An 18654-nucleotide genomic window follows, 5' to 3' on the forward strand; every position below is an offset into this window, starting at 1 on the left:
GGCCCCGGAAAACATGATCCTGCCACGCACCGGCATCGGGATGGACGTCCACGCCTTCGCGCCCGAAGACGATCCCCAGCCGCTCTGGTTGGGTGGCCTCTTCTGGGAAGGCGAACAGGGACTCTCCGGCCATTCCGACGGCGATTGCGTCGCCCATGCAGCCGCTGATGCGCTCTTCTCCGCCAGCGGCATCGGGGATCTTGGCACGCACTTCGGTACGGACCGTCCCGAGTACGCCGGCGCATCGGGCGTCAAACTCCTCGGAGAGGCAGCGCGGCTCGTCCGTGCTGCCGGCTTCGAGATCGGCAACGTAGCTGTGCAGTTCGTGGCCAACCGCCCCAAGTTTGCTCCGCGTAGGGAAGAATCCCAGCGGGTCCTCTCCGTAGCCGCCAACGCTCCCGTGACCGTCACGGCCACCACCAGCGACGGATTGGGCTTCACCGGACGTGGAGAGGGCATCTCAGCCGTCGCCACAGCATTGGTCTACCCGATGCCCGGCCATGAGGTACCCGCCGCAGTGCCTGGGCCCGCGAAAGGGGCGCCGCATGCGTAAGTTAGGTGCCGGCGTCGTGCGTTCCGCTGTCCTGCTGCCGGCGGCCCTGGCGGCCGCGCTCCTGCTGGGCGGTTGTGCCGGTACGCCGAAGATGGACGTGAAAGCCAGCTGCGATTTCCTCAACAACGACGCCTTCAAACCGGACGGCAACCAGCAGCAGCAATCCAAGCAGATCGCTGAGCATTACCACCAGATCGCGGACAAGCTGGCTCCGGAGATCGGCGACCCCATCAAGGAGATGGCCGCGATCATGGATAAGGCTGCAGCGTCGTCGCTGGGCGTGGCCACCCAGGAGCAGCAGGAAAAACTCAAGGTGCAGTTCAATAAGATCGGCGAATACTGCAAGTAGGCAGGTCACGCCGCGTCATCGGCTAATCTGGAGCGGTGACCCTGCGCTTTTATGACACCGCTTCCGCCGAAGTCCGCGACTTCGTTCCCCTCGAAGACGGCAAGGCCAGCGTGTACTACTGCGGGGCCACCGTCCAGGGAATGCCCCACGTGGGCCACGTGCGGTCCGCGATCGCCTTCGACCAGCTGACCCGTTGGCTCGAATTCCGTGGCCTCCGTGTCACCGTGGTGCGCAACGTCACCGACATCGACGACAAGATCCTGGCCAAGTCCGCCCAGTCGTTCGGCCCGGACTGGGACGCCGAACCCTCCGCACGGCAGAACGAAGAATGGTGGGCCCTGGCCTACCGCTACGAGCAGGAATTCGAGAACGCCTACGAATCCCTCGGCGTCCAAAGCCCCACCTACGAGCCGCGGGCCACCGGACATATCCCGGAAATGCACGCGCTCATCCAGCGACTCATCGACCGGGGCCACGCCTACCCCGCGCCGGACGACTCGGGCGATGTCTACTTCGACGTGCGCTCGTGGAGCAAGTACGGCTCCCTGACGCGGCAGAACATCGACGACATGCAGGGCGCCCCCGACGTCGAAGCCCAGTTCGTCAGCCGGAAGCGCGATCCCCGCGACTTCGCACTGTGGAAGGGCTACAAGGAAGGCGAACCGGAGTCCGCGAGCTGGGCGTCGCCGTGGGGTGCGGGCCGTCCGGGCTGGCACCTTGAATGCTCCGCGATGGTCACCAAGTACCTTGGTGCGCGCTTCGACATCCACGGCGGGGGATTGGACCTGCGCTTCCCGCACCACGAGAACGAGATGGCCCAGTCGCAGGCCGCCGGCGACGAATTCGCCAATTTCTGGATGCACAACGGCATGGTCACGTACGAGGGCGAAAAGATGTCCAAGTCCATAGGCAACACCGTGAGCCCGGCAGAGATGCTCGACCTCGCCTCACCGCGGGTCGTCCGCTACTACCTCGGCCAGGCACACTACCGCTCGGTGCTCGATTACCGGCCCACGTCGCTGCAGGAGGCCGCGGCCGCCGTCGAACGTATTGACGGATTCATTTCTAAAGCGTCCGCCAAAGTTCCCGGCAGGTCAGGCGCGGACGTGGCACCGCAGGCCAACATGCCCGCCGCGTTCACTGCTGCCATGGATGACGACCTCAACGTCCCGCAAGCCCTCGGCGTGCTGCACGAAACCGTCCGCGCGGGCAACACAGCCCTCGCCAGCGGTGACCTGGACGGCGCCAAGGCGGCCCTTTACAGTGTGCTGTCCATGACCGAGGTGCTGGGGCTGGACGCCGTGAAGCAACCCGAAGCCGTACAGGGCCGTGAGCATGCGGCGCTGAAGGTCCTCGTGGACGCACAGCTCCAGGCCCGCGCTGCCGCAAGGGCCAACAAGGACTGGGCAGCCTCCGACGCGATCCGCGACACACTCGCCGCCGCCGGCGTCGTCGTCGAAGATGGTGCGGACGGGGCCACCTGGAGCCTCAAACGCGACTGACAAACGGGCGCTGCGGCCGAATTGCATCGGGTCAGTAGACTTGATTCCAGACTTACTCACAAAATCAAGGATGGAATCTCATGGCCAACAATGGTCGCCGGTCGGTCAAGAACAAGAAGGGCCCCTCCACCGGAACCGGTGGCCATGGCCGCAAGGCCCTGGAAGGCAAGGGTCCCACGCCCAAGGCGGAGGACCGGACCTACCACAAGGCGTACAAGAACAAGCAGCTCGCTGAGCGCTCGGCCGCCAAGCGCGGACCGGCACGTCCGGGCGGCGCCGGCGCCCGCTCCGGCCCCAAGGGCCGCGCCACCGAGGAACTGGTCACCGGCCGTAACTCCGTGGTCGAAGCCCTGCGTGCCGGCATCCCTGCCAAGGCACTGCACGTAGCCATCCGGATTGAAATGGATGACCGCGTCAAGGAGTCCCTCAAGCTCGCGGCCGAGCGCGGCATCCCGCTGCTGGAAACCGGCAAGCCCGAGCTGGACCGCATGACCGAGGACGCCGTCCACCAAGGACTCGTGCTGCAGATCCCGCCGTACGAATACGAGGACGCCTACGACCTCGCCGAGCAGACCCTCGCCAAGTGGAAGAAGGGGCACATTTCCAATGCGCCGATCTTCGTGGCTTTGGACGGCATTACCGATCCCCGCAACCTCGGCGCCATCATCCGCTCCGTCTCCGCGTTCAGCGGGCACGGCGTGATCGTACCCGAGCGTCGTTCCGTGGGCGTCACCGCGTCCGCATGGAAGACCAGCGCTGGTGCCGCTGTCCGCGTACCGGTGGCCCGCGCGTCGAACCTCAACAACGCGCTCAAGCAGTTCAAGAACATGGGCATCTACGTCCTGGGACTGGACGGCGACGGCGACGTCTCGCTGCCCGACCTCACGGTCGCCACCGAACCGGTCTGCATCGTGGTTGGTTCCGAAGGCAAGGGCCTCAGCAGGCTCGTGCGCGAAAACTGCGACCAGATCGTCTCCATCCCGATCGACTCCGCCATGGAGTCGCTCAACGCATCCATGGCCGTCGGCATCTCGCTGTACGAAGTGTCGAGGCAACGCTCCGCCCAGTAAGCAGTGCCCAAGGCGGTGGTCGCAGACGCGACCGCCGCCTTTCGCATGCCCGACGCTTGCTCACGTTCCGCGTGTTTGGGCCGGTCGCTTGCTCACGTCCCGCGTGTTTGGGCCGGTCGCTTGCTCACGTTCCGCGTGCTTGGGCCGGTCGCTTCCTCACGTTCCGCGTGTTTGGGCCGGTCGCTTCCTCACGTTCCGCGTGTTTGGGCCGGTCGCTTGCTCACGTTCCGTGTGTTTGGGCCTGATGCTTGCTCACGTTCTCACCCTTTAGGCCGCTCTGGAATCACGACGGCGACAGCGGCCTCGGTTTGTCCACCCGCCTGAGCGCGAATCGCGCGGAGGTAGACCGCCTGGCGTCCTGCCTTTTAGCAGTTCGATTCCTGACCGCGAATAGACCAAGGGCAGCATTGGCCCACAGCCAAAAGTTGAGTGAGTGTCGATGTGAAGCACGGGGGATGTGAGTGAGCGTCGGCGGGAAGCCTTAGGGATGTGAGGGAGGGTTGGCGGGAAGCCCTAGGGATGTGAGTGAGCGTCGGCGGGAAGCCTTAGGGATGTGAGGGAGCGTCGGCGGGAAGCCTTAGGGATGTGAGGGAGGGTCGGCGGGAAGCCCTAGGGATGTGAGCGAGGGTCAGAAGTCGCGGCGGTTGGCCAGGACGGGGAGCTTCTGCCGGGCGTCGTCCACTACTGAGGCGTCGAGGTCGGCGAAGATCAGGCCCGGCTCACCTTGGAGGGCTTCCAGAACCTGGCCGAAGGGGGACACGACGGCGGAGTACCCGACTCCCGTGGGGGCGGCACCCTTGGCTTCAATTCCCTGAGTGGCTGGATCACCCTGGCCGCAGGCGAGGACAAACGTCGTGGTGTCCACTGCGCGGGCCCGTGCCAGGAGCTGCCACTGATCGGCCTTCCCCGGACCAGCTCCCCAGGACGCCGAAACGATGTTCACCACGGCACCGCGCTGGGCGTTGGCAGTGAACAGGGCGGGGAAACGGATGTCGTAGCAGGTGGCTAAACCAAAGGTGAGGCCGCCGGCGTCGAACGTCACGGGTTCTGTACCGGCCTCAACGGTGTCCGATTCAGCGAAGCCGAACGCATCGAAAAGGTGGATCTTGTCGTAGCTGGCGTCGACGCCGGGCCCGGTGGCGAGAAGGGTGTTGCGCACACGCGGCGCCCCGGACTCCGCAGCAGCGCCGGGCGTGAACATGCCCGCCACGATGACCAGCTGCAGTTCCTCGGCGATGGCACGAACACGGCCTGCCCAGGGACCGTCCAGCGGTTCCGCGATGTCCAACAGTGAATTGCCGAACGCGCGCATCATCGCCTCGGGGAAGACCACCAGGCCGGCCCCACCATCCTTGGCCCGTCGCGCGTACTCCTCCAGGAGACGCAGGTTTTCGGCCAGGTCGCGGCCTGAGATGACTTGGGCGAGTGCCACGCGCACGATAGAACCTCCACTTCTCTGCCTCCCAGTATGCCAAGGAAAACAAAATCGCTGCCTCGAACGTCGTCATATGGGCTGCGGGCACTGCACATACCGGGCGTGGAACTAAACTTGCCTTCAATGGTTATGCCTATCTTTGACACAGCAGCTGCCGTCGACGCGTCGCGGCCACGACCCCTCGGACTGAGCACGCCCCAGCCCGGTCTTACGGATGCGGAGAGAACGCAAAACCAGGAAGTAAACGTCGCAGTCTTCGCGCCCGACCTGGAACGGGTGGAGATCGTATTCCAAGCGCCGGGCGAACCGTGGCGCGCCCGGATACTTCCCAACATCGAAGACGACGTGCATTTCGGGCTGGTGGGCGGCTTCACTCCGGGCACGCGCTATGGATTCCGCGCGGCGCCCTTGGAAGACGTGCTGCCCATGTCGGTTCCGGCGCTGGACCCGGATGACGACGGCGGACAGCGGCTCCTGCTCGATCCCTACGGTCGCGCCGTGGATCAGCATGGCGAGTTCCTGACGAGTGTCCACGTGGACACCGGCTTTGACTGGGGTGAGGACAAACCGCCCCGGACCCCCATGCGGACTTCGGTCATTTATGAGGCCCACGTCCGCGGCCAGACGATGCTTCACCCGGAAATTCCCGAGCACCTCCGCGGCACGTATGCCGGGATGGCGCACCCTGTGATGATCCAGCACCTCACCGAGCTGGGCATTACCGCGGTGCAGCTGCTGCCCATCCATTTCCACTTGGATGAATCGCACCTCCAGGACCTCGGCATGACCAATTACTGGGGTTACAACACCGCGGCCTTTTTCGCCCCGCATTCGGACTACGCCACGGAAGCTGCCCGCGACGCAGGTCCCCACGCTGTGCAGGACGAACTCAAGGGCATGGTCAAGCTCCTGCACGCGGCCGGGATCGAAGTCATCCTGGACGTGGTCTATAACCACACTGCCGAGGCCGGTCCTGACGGGCCGGCGCTGAGCTTCCGGGGACTCGGGGAGAAACGCTACTACCGTCATGACGCGCATGGCCGTTACCTGGACACCACTGGCTGCGGCAACACCTTGGATTTCAGCGACCCCGTAGTGGTGGACCTCGCGCTGGACTCGTTGCGTTACTGGGTCAACGAGTTCCACGTCGACGGATTCCGCTTCGACCTCGCCGTGACCTTGTGCCGTGACGCCGGAAACACCTTCGATCCCCAGCACCCCTTCCTGCAGGCCATCGCCGAGGATCCGGTGTTGTCGGCAGTCAAACTCATCTCCGAGCCCTGGGACGTAGGCTACGGCGGCTGGCAGACGGGCCGGTTCCCGCAGGGATGGTCGGACTGGAATGACCATTTCCGGGATGGCGTCCGCAGCTTCTGGCTTTCGGACCGCGCGGCCATCGAAGCCGGTGGCCAAGGAGGGTCGGTGGCGTCGTTGGCTGAGCTGATGGCCGGTTCCGCGAACCTCTTTGCCTCCTCCGGCCGCACCCGGCTGGCGTCGGTGAACTTCATTACGGCCCACGATGGCTTCACCCTTAAGGACCTTGTCAGCTACGACCGCAAGCACAATGAGGCCAACGGCGAGCAGAACCGTGATGGTCACGGCGACAACCGCAGCTACAACCACGGTGTGGAAGGCCGCAGCGAGAACGAGGCCATTGTGGCGGCGCGGGCGTTGTCCATCCGGAATTTGATGGCCACGCTGCTGATTTCCATCGGCGTGCCCATGATCACTGCCGGCGACGAACTCGGCCGCACCCAGCAGGGCAACAACAATGCCTACTGCCAGGACAACCCGACGGCATGGCTTGACTGGAGCCGCACGCAGGAAGCCAACGCCATGTTCCGGACCACCCGGGAGCTTGTCAGGCTCCGCCGCTGGTTCCTTCGGCACCAGCCCGAGAGCTTTCCGGGCCAGGCCAACAATTCAAGCCTTCAGTGGTTTGATGACAAGGGCAAGCGGATGACACCGGCACGGTGGAACGATCCCGGCGTTCGTGCGGTCCAGCTGTTGATGGGTCACGAGGACAGCGAAATCCGTGGCCTGATCGTGGTGAACGGCAGCAACCAGGACGTGAAGATGGTGCTTCCGGAGATCCTGAGTGAAACAGGGATCGGCAAGCGCATGTTCGAACTCCGGTTCACCACGTCGGTGCTGCACGACCGCCGGAAGGGCGCGTTGGTTGCCTCCGGGGAGCGGGATATCCTGCAAGCCAATACGATCAACATTTACCGCACGTAGGCACCAACCACACAGGAGAACTCCGCATGAACCGCAGCCGCAGCAAACTCGTGGCATTCGCGGGTTTGGTGATCGCCGTCGTCGTGCTGGTGGTCGCGATGGTGGGCGGAGGCGCGCTGACGGCGCCCTCTTCCACACCAGGGGGCGGCGTCCAAACCACGACGCCGTCCGCAGGCTTGGTGCCGACCCCACCCGCCGCCGTGCCAAGCCGGACGACGGCGGCAGCTGTGGAGAACCCGTCGGGCCTGCCGTCGATCAATGCCTCCCAACTGCCGAAGGAAGCCCGCCAAACCCTGGCCCTCATCGCCAAAGGCGGCCCGTATCCCTACGACCGGGACGGCGTGAACTTCGGCAATTTCGAGGGCCTGCTGCCCAAGAAGTCCGGCGGCTTTTACAAGGAGTACACCGTGCCCACCCCGGGAGAGTCGGATCGCGGCGCACGGCGGATCATTGTTGGCAAGGACGCTGCGAAGTACTACACGCCGGATCATTACGAGTCGTTCAAGTTCATCGTCGAGGACAAATAGTCGAAGACAACAGAGGAGCCCATGAAGATCTACTCAGCCGACACCTGGACCATGGAGGAACTGCAGGAGCAGGTATCCGACGCAGGCCGCAGGACAGTACTGGTCCCACCGGCAACCACCAAGCAGACAGTCCTTGAGGTCTTCGGCCAGGTCCTGGATTTCCCCGAGTACTACGGCGTGAACCTGGATGCCCTGAACGATTCCCTCCACGACTACGCGGACGCCCTCTCCGAGGACGAGGGCAGCCCCGTCACGATGATCTGGCAGGTCCCCGCGGCATACCGCACGGATCGCTCCTTCGGTGTCGTCTGCGAGATCCTGCAAGACGCAGAGCGCTACGCCGGCCGCGACCTGGCAGTCATTGCGGTGTTCGAAAACTAACCCGCGAACCCGCCCGGGCCCCACTGGGCAACAGCGGTCCGGCAGCGCTCGTCAAAACGACGAAGGAGCAGCGCGCAGCGGATCAGTGTTGCCCAGCGGGTCAGCCACGTTATTGCGCTTAGGCGTTCGCGATCAGCCCCAGTTCAGCCTTGGACGCCAGCGCGCTGTGCTTCGGGAACACCCGGACGGTGTAGCCGAAGGAGCCCGAACGGTTGATGACCAGCGATCCGTTGAAGAGGTGCCGGCCGTTGCCGAGGTCCTCCACGGAGTCCAGTTCCGCCACTACGATGTCTTCGAGTTCGTCGGATTCCTCGGCGCGGCCGAAGGCCACTTCCACGGAGACATCGTCCGGAGTCAGGTTGTTCAGTGCCACGTAGGCGTTGACGTGGAGGCTGTCGCCGACCTGGGGTTCCTCGGAAACACCTACTGAATCAACGTGTTCCACCACGACCTCGGGCCATGCGCTGCGGACCTTGGACGTCCAGGCTGCGAGCTCCTTGGCTTCCTTGAATGATTCCGCAACCGCCCGGCGTCCGGAGACGGCGGCGGGGCAGTAGAGGTTGTTGACGTAGTCGTGCAGCATCCGCTCGGCGGAGACGGCCGGGCCGAGGTTGGCGAGGGTGTGCTTGATCATGGACACCCAGTGGGTCGGCACGGTTTCCTGGCTGGACTCGGACGGGCCTGCTGCTCCTGCGCCCTGGGCGACGGTGGTGCCGTAGAAGCGTGGTGCCACTTGGGTTTCCAGGAGCTCGTACAGTGCCGAGGCTTCGATGTCGTCGCGTTCGTCGGCGGATGCGCCGTTGTTGGCCGTCGGGATGGCCCAGCCGTTTTCGCCGTCGTACATTTCATCCCACCAGCCGTCCAGGACGGAGAGGTTGAGGGAGCCGTTGATGGCGGCCTTCATGCCGGACGTGCCGCAGGCTTCGAGCGGGCGCAGCGGGTTGTTGAGCCAGACGTCGCAGCCGGGGAACAGGGTGCGTGCCATGGCGATGTCGTAGTTCGGCAGGAACACGATCCGGTGCCGGACCTCGGGGTCGTCGGTGAAGCGGACCAGGTCCTGGATCATCTTCTTGCCGGCGTCGTCGGCAGGGTGTGACTTGCCGGCGATGACCAGCTGGATGGGATGCTTCGGATCCAGCAGCAGGGCCTTCAACCGGGCGGGGTCGCGCAGCATGAGGGTGAGCCTCTTGTACGTGGGTACCCGGCGTGCGAAGCCGATGGTGAGTACGTCCGGATCCAGGACGGAGTCCGTCCAGCCGAGCTCGGCATCGGCGGCGCCGCGCTTCTTCCACGAAGCCCGGAGCCGGCGTCGGACGTCCTCGATGAGCTGTGCCCGCAGTTCGCGCCGGAGGCTCCAGACGTCTTCGTCGCTGACGTTGTAGGCCAGGTCCCAGCGTCCCATCGCCTCAGCTTCGGCGCCGAACTGGTGCCGGGCCAGGGAGGAGATCCGGGGGTCCACCCAGGTGGGAACGTGGACGCCGTTGGTCACGGAGGTGATGGGAATTTCGGAATGGTCGAATCCCGGCCACAGACCGGAGAACATTTCGCGGGAGACCACGCCGTGGAGCTTTGCCACACCGTTGGCGCGCTGCGCCAGGCGCAGGCCCATCACGGCCATGTTGAACACGGAGGGGTTGCCGCCGTCGTAGTTTTCGCGGCCGAGTTCCAGGATGCGTTCGGTGGGGACGGCAGGTGCCAGTCCGGCGTCGAAGAAGTGCTTGATCTGGAGGGACTCAAAACGGTCGATCCCGGCCGGCACCGGCGTGTGCGTCGTGAAAACGGTGGACGCGCGGCCGGCCGCGAGGGCTTCGTCCCAGGTGAGGGGCTCGTTGGGATCGGACATGGCTTCCTGGATGCGTTCGATCCCCAGGAAACCGGCGTGTCCCTCGTTGGTGTGGAAGACCTCGGGCGCGGGCGTGCCGGTGAGTGCCTGGTAGACGCGCAGGGCCTTGACCCCGCCCATGCCCAACAGGAGTTCCTGCTGCAGGCGGTGGTCGCCGCCGCCGCCGTAGAGGCGGTCGGTGATGCCGCGGGCGGCTTCATCGTTCGACGGGACGTTGGAGTCCAGCAGCAGCAGCGGAACGCGTCCGACGTCGGCACGCCACACGTGCGCGTGCAGCTCGCGGCCGTTCGGCAGCGGGAGGGAGATCTGCACCGGCTTGCCTTGGGCGCCGTCCTTGGCCGGGTGGCGGAGCAGGGTCAGGGGGAGACCATCGGGGTCCAGCACGGGGTAGGTTTCCTGCTGCCATGCATCGCGGGACAGTGACTGCTTGAAGTAGCCGGCCTGATAGAGGAGCCCGACGCCGATCAGCGGCACACCGAGGTCGGAGGCGGCTTTGAGGTGGTCGCCGGCGAGGATGCCGAGGCCGCCGGAGTACTGGGGGAGAACTTCGGTGATGCCGAATTCGGGGGAGAAGTAGGCGATGCAAGCCGGCGCATCTTCGCCGAGGCCCTGGTACCAGCGCGGCTCGCTGAGGTAGCGGTCCAGGTCGGCTGCGGCGTGCTGTACGCGGTCCACTACCTCGCCGTTGTTTGCCAGGTCCTGTAGCTGCTCGCGGCTGATTGATCCCAGGAGAGCGATGGGGTCGTGCTGCGAGGCCTCCCAAAGAGCCGGGTTAAGGCTCGCGAAAAGTTCCCTTGTTGGCCGGTGCCAGGACCAGCGCAAATTGGTCGCCAATCGGGCCAGCGGCCGGATGGGCTCGGGGAGGACGGTACGGACTGTAAACCTTCGAATAGCCTTCACGAGCGCCACACTAACGGACTCCCATGGCAGTCGGAACTGCATTGGGTTTCTTTTAGGTAAAAGTCATCTTGCGTCAAGGAGAAACCTCGTTTGCTTAGCATTCTGTGATTTTTGTCGCTAACGTCGTGGTTGTGACGAAAACTGCGCGAACCACCACCGTTCTGAATTCCAAGACGACCTCGGACATCACCGCCGGCCTTCGCTTCGGGCGGTTCCCCATCACTGCCGTGCAGCCGGTGGTTGAGGGTGGCCGTTTCCCCGCGAAAGCGTTGCCTGGCGAGGATCTGGTGGTCGGAGCCACCGTCTTCCGAGAGGGGCATGACCAGCTGGGCGTCTCCGCCGTGCTGCTCGATCCCCGGGGCAGGGAGCGCCAGCGCGTGCGACTGCACCCGGCCCAAGGCGAGCAGTGGAAGGGCCTGGACCGCTGGGAGGGCCTGTTCACCCCCAGCGGAACCGGCGCCTGGTCCTTCGTCATTGAGGCGTGGCATGACCGCTACGGCACCTGGCACCACAATGCCGAGGTGAAGGTCGCCGCGGGCATTGACGTTGAGTTGATGCTCGCCGAAGGCGCGGCCCTCCTCGCGGGAGCAGCCGACGACGCCGGTCGCACCGGCGCTGAAAAGCGCACCCTGCGTGCCGCTTCCGTCGTGCTTTCCGATACCACCAAGACGGCCGAGGAGCGCCTTGGCGCCGGCTTCAGCCCTGAGGTGCTGGCCGCCGTCGGGCGTCTTCCCATCCGCGAGCTGGTGACCGTTTCGGAGCGCTTTCCGCTCCAGGTGGAGCGCGACCTTGCGGGGCGTGGGTCCTGGTACGAGTTCTTCCCGCGTTCTGAAGGCGCCGTCCTGGACCACTCCACCGGGGTGTGGACGTCCGGCAACTTCCGCACGGCGGCCAAGAGGCTCGACGCCGTCGCGGACATGGGCTTCGACGTCATCTACCTGCCGCCCATCCACCCGATCGGTTTCCAGCACCGCAAGGGCCGTAACAACACCTTGACTCCGGGGCCGCAGGATCCCGGTTCGCCATGGGCCATTGGTTCCAAGGACGGCGGACACGACGCCATCCACCCGGAGCTCGGAACCTTCGAGGACTTTGACGCTTTCGTTTCCCGGGCCAATGAGCTTGGCCTGGAAGTGGCCCTGGATTTGGCGTTGCAGGCAGCTCCGGACCACCCCTGGGTCACGTCAAACCCGGAATGGTTCACCACCCGCGTGGACGGTTCGATCGCCTACGCTGAGAACCCGCCAAAGAAGTACCAGGACATCTACCCCCTGAACTTCGACAACGACCCCGCGGGTCTCTCCAAGGAGATCCTGCGCATCGTGCAGTTGTGGATCAGTCACGGGGTCAAGATTTTCCGCGTGGACAACCCGCACACCAAGCCGGTGTGGTTCTGGGAATGGCTGATCGGCAAGATCAATAAGAAGAACCCCGAAGTCGTGTTCCTTGCAGAGGCCTTCACACGCCCGCCCATGATGCATGCCTTGGGCAGGGCCGGATTCCAGCAGTCCTACACGTACTTCACCTGGCGGAACACCAAGACCGAGCTGGAGGAGTACTTCCACGAAGTCAGCCACGTGAGCCCGGCATACTTCCGTCCGAACTTCTTCGTCAACACCCCGGACATCCTTACCGAGTACCTGCAGTACGGCGGACCCGCGGCCTTCCGCATCCGGGCCGTCCTTGCAGCGACGGCCAGCCCGCTGTGGGGCGTCTACGCCGGCTACGAGCTGTACGAACACGTGGCCCGTCCCGGCGCGGAAGAGTACATCGACAACGAGAAGTACGAGTACAAAGCCCGGGACTGGGACGGTGCCGCCGAATCCGGCCGGACGCTGGCCCCGTACATCACACGCCTGAACACCATCCGCAAGGACCACTTGGCGCTGGGGGACCTGCAGAACCTGACCATCCACCGCAGCACCGATGACGCCACGATCGTCTACTCCAAGCACAAGACGTTGGCTGACGGTACCAAGGACACCTTGATCATGGTGGTCAACGTGGATCCGCACAGTGCCCGTGAAAGCACCGTTTCACTGGATCTGGCGGCCTTGGACCTTGACCCGGCCGATCTCAACGAAGACGGGCTCTTCCGTGTTGACGACCTCATCAGCGGCCAGAGCTGGTGGTGGGGCGAGCACAACTATGTCCGCCTCGATGCCCACGTTGAACCGGCACACGTCCTGAGCATCCGGAGGCAGCCTTAGTGAGTTTTTCTCCGCAGAATCCCAGCCAGTACTTCACCCCGAAGAACACCTTCGAGTTGAACGCCCCCGGCCTCCAGCATGATCCGCTCTGGTACCGGAAGGCAGTCTTCTACGAGGTACTGGTGCGGGCTTTTGCGGATGCCAACGGGGATGGTTCCGGCGACTTCCAAGGCCTGATCGACAAACTGGACTACCTCCAGTGGCTGGGCGTTGACTGCCTCTGGCTGCCGCCGTTCTTCCATTCCCCGTTGCGCGATGGCGGCTACGACATCGCGGACTACACCTCGGTGCTGGACGAATTCGGTACCATCAGCGACTTCAAACGGCTGGTGGCCGAGGCCCACGCCCGTGGCGTCCGGGTGATCATCGACCTTCCGCTGAACCACACGTCGGACCAGCACCCCTGGTTCCAGGAGTCCCGCAAGGATCCCACCGGTCCCTACGGTGATTTCTATGTGTGGAGCGACACGGACGAGAAGTACCAGGACGCCCGCATCATCTTCGTTGACACGGAGGAATCGAACTGGACCTTCGACCCCATCCGTCGGCAGTTCTTTTGGCACCGGTTCTTCAGCCACCAGCCGGACCTGAACTTCGAAAACCCCAAGGTCATCGAGGCTCTCTACGACGTCATCAGGTTCTGGCTGGACCAGGGCATCGACGGCTTCCGGGCTGACGCCATTCCGTACCTCTTCGAAGAGGAGGGCACTAATTGCGAGAACCTGCCGGCGACCCACACCTTCCTGCAGGACCTGCGCCGGATGGTGGATGCGAACTATCCGGGCAGGGTGATCATTGCGGAGGCCAACCAGCCTCCGCACGAAGTGGTGGAGTATTTCGGGACAGAAGAAGCGCCCGAATGCCACATGGCCTTCCACTTCCCGATCATGCCCAGGCTGTATTACGCACTCCGTGACCAGAAAGCCGCACCGATCATTGACACGCTGCGCGATACGCCGGAAATCCCGCGGGGTGCGCAGTGGGGTACCTTCCTGCGGAACCACGACGAGCTGACTCTGGAGATGGTGCCTGCGGAGGAGCGTGCGGCCATGCTTGGCTGGTACGCGCCGGATCCACGCATGCGGGCCAACATCGGTATCCGCCGCCGTCTGGCACCGCTCCTGGACAACTCCCGCTCCGAGATCGAGCTCATCAATGCGCTGCTGCTGTCCCTGCCCGGCAGCCCGTTCCTGTACTACGGGGACGAAATCGGCATGGGCGACAACATCTGGCTTGATGACCGCGATGCCGTCCGCACCCCCATGCAGTGGAACCCGGACCGCAACGCCGGGTTCTCCTCGGCGGACCCGGGCAAGCTGTATCTTCCGGTAATCCAGTCGCTGGTCTACAACTACAGCATGGCCAACGTCGAGGCCGAAGCCGCACACTCAGGCTCCCTGCTCCGGTGGACCCGGCAGATCCTTAGTGTCCGGAAGAACCACCCGGTATTCGGCTTGGGCGGTTTCCGGCACATCGAGGCCGACCACGAGGTGGTGTTGGCCTACGTCCGTGAGCTTCCCGCAGGAAACCCGGAAGGGGAAGACGCGGAAACCATTCTCTGTGTCTTCAATCTCTCGCAGCACCCGGTCGCGGCAACGTTGGATATTCCCGAGTTCGCAGGCCGCGGCTTGCGCGATATTTTTGGCGGCCAGCCTTTCCCGGCCGTCGGTGACAACGGTCACCTGACCGTGATGCTGGGCAGCCACAGCTTCTACTGGCTGCGGGTACGCTCGGCATTTTCGAATCCCTCGTCGCCTTTTACCCAGGCGATTCCAGTGGTGACCTCCAAAGGATGAGATGAACAAGGAAAACTTGAACCCCTCCATTGAAGGACTTCTGCGGACCTGGCTTCCCGGCAAACGCTGGTTCCCGGTCAAGAGCCCCGACTTCGCGTTGGAGCAGGTGGGCGGCTTCAGACTTCAGGGCAGCGGCGACGCTGTGTTGGAGGTCCTGGTGCTGGCCGTCACCCACCGGACGGCCGACGGCGGTCCCCGGACCGATGTGGTCCAGGTGCCGTTGAGCTTCCACAGCCAACCGCTTGTGGATGCGCCTTCGGCGCTTTTGGGCGAGTACACGGATCCGGAACTGGGCCTTCGTTTGGTGTACGACGCCGTCTACGACTCCGAATTCGTCACGGCGTGGCTGCAGCTCATGCGCAGCGAAGGGAATGTTGGTTCAGCCCGCGGCCACCTCACCCGTGGCCGCGTCCCGCTTCCGGAAAACCCGGTGTCCGTGCGGGTCCTTTCCGGCGAACAGTCCAACACGTCCGTCATCATCGACGACGGCGACTCGGCGGCGATCGTCAAGATCTTCCGGGTGCTTTCGCCCGGCCGGAATCCCGAGGTTGAGCTGGGTGCGGCGCTGACCGCTGCAGGGACCAGCGAGGTTCCCGCGACGCTGGGCTGGATCACGGGCTCGTGGAATGAACCGGCGTCGAAACACGGTGCAGTGGCCACAGGTGAGCTGACAGTCGCGCACGAATTCCTGCTCGGCGGCCTGGACGCCTGGCGTCTGGCTGTTGATGCCGCCGCGGCCGGCAACGACTTCACGGCTGAAGCGCGGGGACTCGGCAACGCCACCGCCACGGTTCACGCCAGGCTGGCGGAAACCTTCGGCACCCATGACGGCCAGGAGCAGGGCCCGGACATCATTGCCACTGTTGCCCGGCGGGTCCGGCAGTCGTGGGCTGAGGCGGCGTCCGCCGTCGGGCCCTATGACGCAAGCCTTGAAGAACTGCTGGCGGCCCTGGAGCCCCGGGCCGTGGGACAGCTGCAGCGCGTCCACGGTGATCTCCACCTGGGCCAGATCCTGCGGGTTGCCGGTAACGGGGCGCAACCGGGCCGCTGGGCGATCCTGGACTTTGAGGGCGAGCCGCTGCGGACGATCGACGAGCGGAACACCCCTGATCTTCCGCTCCGCGATGTCACCGGCATGTTGCGCTCGTTCGACTACGCCGCCGGTGCCGCGACCAGGGAGAATCCTGACGCGCAGGTACCGGAGACCTGGGTGGATGACTGTGCTGCCGCCTTCCTTGAGGGGTACAGCGAAGTCACCCCGGGAACCATTGACCTCCAGTCGCCGCTCTTTGTGGCATTGTGGCTGGACAAGGCCTTATACGAGGTGGTGTACGAGCTGCGTAACCGGCCCGACTGGTTGTCGATACCGGTGAACGCATCCCGACGGATCCTCGACAACACAAGCCGCGGCAAGCATGCGGCAGCAACAGCGGAAGGTAATGACATGACTGGCTCAGCACGTACCGAACGGCCCCGAGTTCCCTTGCACGTGGACTCCGAGACCTTGGAACGCGTGGCGGCCGGCGCTTACCACGCGCCGCATTCGGTCCTTGGCGCCCACCTCGATGACCACGGCCACGTGACCATCAGGACAGTGAAGCACCTGGCCAAGTCCGTCACCGTGGTGACGGAGACCGGCCGCACCCCCATGGAACACGAGTCGCACGGAGTATGGACTGCGGTCCTGGAACCGCTGCAGGCCGGGCATGTGCCGGACTACCGTTTGGAAGTGGTGTACGACGCCGAACCCGTCACCATCGATGACCCCTACCACTACCTGCCCACGGTGGGTGAGGTTGACCTGCACCTGATCGGCGAAGGCCGCCACGAACGGCTCTGGGATGTCCTGGGTGCGCACGTTCAGCACTACCGGTCCGCCTTGAGCGACGTGGATGGTGTTTCCTTCGCTGTGTGGGCGCCGAATGCGCAGGCTGTCCGCGTGAAGGGTGACTTCAACGGTTGGGACGGACGCTCGCACGGAATGCGCTCGCTGGGGTCCTCGGGCGTCTGGGAGCTCTTCATTCCAGGTGTTGTAGCAGGGGCGTGCTACAAATACGAGATCCTGACCAAGGCGGGTCAGTGGATCGAGAAAGCCGACCCGCTGGCCTTCGGGACCGAGGTCCCTCCACTCACGGCATCGCGGGTAGTGGACGCCAGCTACCGCTTCAAGGACGCGGACTGGATGGCTGCCCGGGCCAAGCGGGATCCGCACAACTCGCCCATGAGCGTCTACGAAGTCCACCTGGGCTCCTGGCGGTTGGGTCTGGGCTACAAGGAACTTGCCAAGGAACTCGTCGAGTACGTGAAGTGGCTTGGCTTCACCCACGTTGAATTCATGCCCGTCGCCGAGCACCCGTTCGGCGGCTCATGGGGTTACCAGGTGACGTCATACTTTGCCCCGACCTCACGCTTCGGGCACCCGGATGAGTTCCGGTTCCTGGTGGACTCGCTCCATCAGGCCGGTATCGGCGTCCTTCTGGACTGGGTCCCTGCCCACTTCCCCAAGGATTCCTGGGCGCTGGCCCAGTTCGACGGCCAGCCGTTGTACGAGCACTCCGATCCGGCGCTGGGCGAACACCCGGACTGGGGCACGCTGATTTTCGACTTCGGCCGCAGCGAGGTCCGGAACTTCCTGGTGGCCAACGCGCTGTATTGGCTGGAGGAGTTCCACATTGACGGCTTGCGCGTGGACGCCGTGGCCTCCATGATCTACCTCGACTACTCCCGCGAGGAGGGTCAGTGGCGCCCGAACAAGTTCGGCGGCAGGGAGAACCTGGAAGCCATCTCCTTCATGCAGGAAGTCAACGCGACGGTCTACAAGTCACACCCCGGCGCTATCGTCATTGCCGAGGAGTCCACCGCATTCCCCGGCGTTACGGCACCCACCAACCACGGCGGTTTGGGCTTTGGCCTGAAGTGGAACATGGGCTGGATGCACGACTCCCTGAAGTACATCTCCGAAGACCCCATCAACCGCAAGTGGCACCACGGCACCATCACCTTCTCGCTGGTTTATGCGTTCACGGAGAACTTCCTCCTGCCCATCAGCCATGACGAAGTGGTTCATGGGAAGGGCTCCATGCTGCGCAAGATGCCGGGCGACCGCTGGCAGCAACTGGCCAACCTTCGTGCCTTCTTCGCGTACCAGTGGTCGCACCCCGGCAAGCAGCTCATCTTCATGGGTACTGAGTTCGGCCAGGAAGCGGAGTGGTCCGAGCAGTACGGACTGGACTGGTTCCTCTCGGACATTCCGGCTCACCGCGGCCTGCAGCTCCTGGTCAAGGACCTCAATGAGGTGTACGCCGCCACCCCTGCGCTCTACGAGAAGGACAACGAGGCCGGCGGGTTCCAGTGGATCAACGGCGGGGATGCGGACCATAACGTCCTCACCTTCATCCGCTGGGGCAACAACGGCAAGCCGTTGGTCTGCGCGGTGAACTTCTCCGGCGGTCCGCACCAGGAATACATCCTGGGTGTTCCGCTGGCGGGGGAGTGGACCGAAGTCCTGAACACCGATGCCGAAGCATATGGCGGGTCAGGTGTGGTGAACGCCGGTTCGCTGAAGGCCACTGCCCCCGGCACGGACGGGCAGCCGGCGGCGCTGTCCGTCACGCTGCCGCCGCTCGGAGCATCCTGGTTCACGCCGGCTGAGTAACGCTCCTCCAGTTCCCGCGTGATTGGGCCCGACGCCCGCTCACATAACCGGTGTTTCCAGGCAACGCTCCCTCACTGCGGCGGGGGGGCGTTGCCTGCTTTCGTTGGGGCCAGGGAGTCCATCGGATAGGGGCTTTGCCAACCCGGCAGAGTGTGTGTATAGTTAATACCCGCGCTGCTCCACGAGTTGAGATCG

12 protein-coding genes are annotated in these 18654 nt (G+C 64.5%); 10 read left to right on the forward strand and 2 right to left on the reverse strand.

Features of this window, described 5'->3' with window-relative positions; genetic code table 11:
• Window positions 1-13: 13 nt before the first annotated feature.
• The 4 genes from ispF to rlmB all read left to right on the forward strand — a co-directional run bounded on the left by ispF (window position 14) and on the right by rlmB (window position 3474).
• The gene (gene ispF / locus PYR64_RS02470; RefSeq protein ID WP_275779879.1) at window positions 14-553 is read left to right on the forward strand and encodes a 2-C-methyl-D-erythritol 2,4-cyclodiphosphate synthase; all 540 of its coding nucleotides are present in this window, start codon (window positions 14-16) and stop codon (window positions 551-553) included.
• Entirely contained in the window at window positions 546-902 is a 357-nt protein-coding gene (locus tag PYR64_RS02475) for a hypothetical protein (protein WP_275778151.1), read from the forward strand. Before ispF ends, PYR64_RS02475 begins: the two co-directional genes overlap by 8 nt.
• A 35-nt stretch (window positions 903-937) precedes the next feature.
• The gene (cysS, locus tag PYR64_RS02480; RefSeq protein WP_039239789.1) at window positions 938-2404 is read left to right on the forward strand and encodes a cysteine--tRNA ligase; all 1467 of its coding nucleotides are present in this window, start codon (window positions 938-940) and stop codon (window positions 2402-2404) included.
• A gap of 80 nt (window positions 2405-2484) precedes the next feature.
• On the forward strand, window positions 2485-3474 hold the full coding sequence (rlmB, locus tag PYR64_RS02485; RefSeq protein ID WP_018777891.1) for a 23S rRNA (guanosine(2251)-2'-O)-methyltransferase RlmB: 990 nt from the start codon (window positions 2485-2487) through the stop codon (window positions 3472-3474).
• Between the two features lie 628 nt (window positions 3475-4102).
• Here the strand turns inward: rlmB and PYR64_RS02490 are convergent.
• Entirely contained in the window at window positions 4103-4912 is an 810-nt protein-coding gene (locus PYR64_RS02490; RefSeq protein WP_275778154.1) for a carbon-nitrogen hydrolase family protein, read from the reverse strand.
• Window positions 4913-5032: 120 nt separating this feature from the next.
• On the opposite strand from PYR64_RS02490, the gene glgX reads away from it, so the two are divergent.
• The 3 genes from glgX to PYR64_RS02505 are packed head-to-tail and all read left to right on the forward strand — an operon-like array spanning window position 5033 to window position 8055.
• Window positions 5033-7147, forward strand: a complete 2115-nt coding sequence (gene glgX, locus PYR64_RS02495; RefSeq protein ID WP_275778156.1) for a glycogen debranching protein GlgX — start codon at window positions 5033-5035, stop codon at window positions 7145-7147.
• A gap of 26 nt (window positions 7148-7173) precedes the next feature.
• Entirely contained in the window at window positions 7174-7674 is a 501-nt protein-coding gene (locus PYR64_RS02500; RefSeq protein ID WP_275778158.1) for a ribonuclease domain-containing protein, read from the forward strand.
• 21 nt (window positions 7675-7695) lie between these two features.
• Window positions 7696-8055 (forward strand): barstar family protein, encoded by a 360-nt coding sequence (locus PYR64_RS02505; protein WP_275778160.1) that lies wholly within the window; start codon window positions 7696-7698, stop codon window positions 8053-8055.
• Between the two features lie 118 nt (window positions 8056-8173).
• On the opposite strand, the gene glgP is transcribed toward PYR64_RS02505, so the two are convergent.
• Window positions 8174-10798 carry an alpha-glucan family phosphorylase gene (glgP, locus tag PYR64_RS02510; RefSeq protein WP_275778162.1) on the reverse strand — a complete coding sequence of 875 codons (2625 nt, stop codon included), beginning with the start codon at window positions 10796-10798 and terminating at the stop codon, window positions 8174-8176.
• Between the two features lie 125 nt (window positions 10799-10923).
• Between glgP and PYR64_RS02515 the strand changes: the two genes are divergently transcribed.
• From PYR64_RS02515 to PYR64_RS02525, 3 genes are read left to right on the forward strand one after another with little or no spacing between them, the layout of a single operon-like run.
• Window positions 10924-13008 (forward strand): alpha-1,4-glucan--maltose-1-phosphate maltosyltransferase, encoded by a 2085-nt coding sequence (locus PYR64_RS02515; protein ID WP_275779881.1) that lies wholly within the window; start codon window positions 10924-10926, stop codon window positions 13006-13008.
• Entirely contained in the window at window positions 13008-14804 is a 1797-nt protein-coding gene (treS, locus tag PYR64_RS02520; RefSeq protein ID WP_018777880.1) for a maltose alpha-D-glucosyltransferase, read from the forward strand. The genes PYR64_RS02515 and treS overlap by 1 nt, the downstream gene beginning before the upstream one ends.
• 1 nt (window position 14805) lies before the next feature.
• A complete protein-coding gene (locus tag PYR64_RS02525) occupies window positions 14806-18459 on the forward strand; it encodes a 1,4-alpha-glucan branching enzyme (protein WP_275778164.1) in 3654 nt (1217 codons plus the stop codon).
• Window positions 18460-18654: the final 195 nt, after the last annotated feature.

Source organism: Paenarthrobacter sp. Y-19, assembly GCF_029223985.1.
In the GTDB taxonomy this organism is placed as follows: Bacteria; Actinomycetota; Actinomycetes; order Actinomycetales; family Micrococcaceae; genus Arthrobacter; species Arthrobacter nicotinovorans.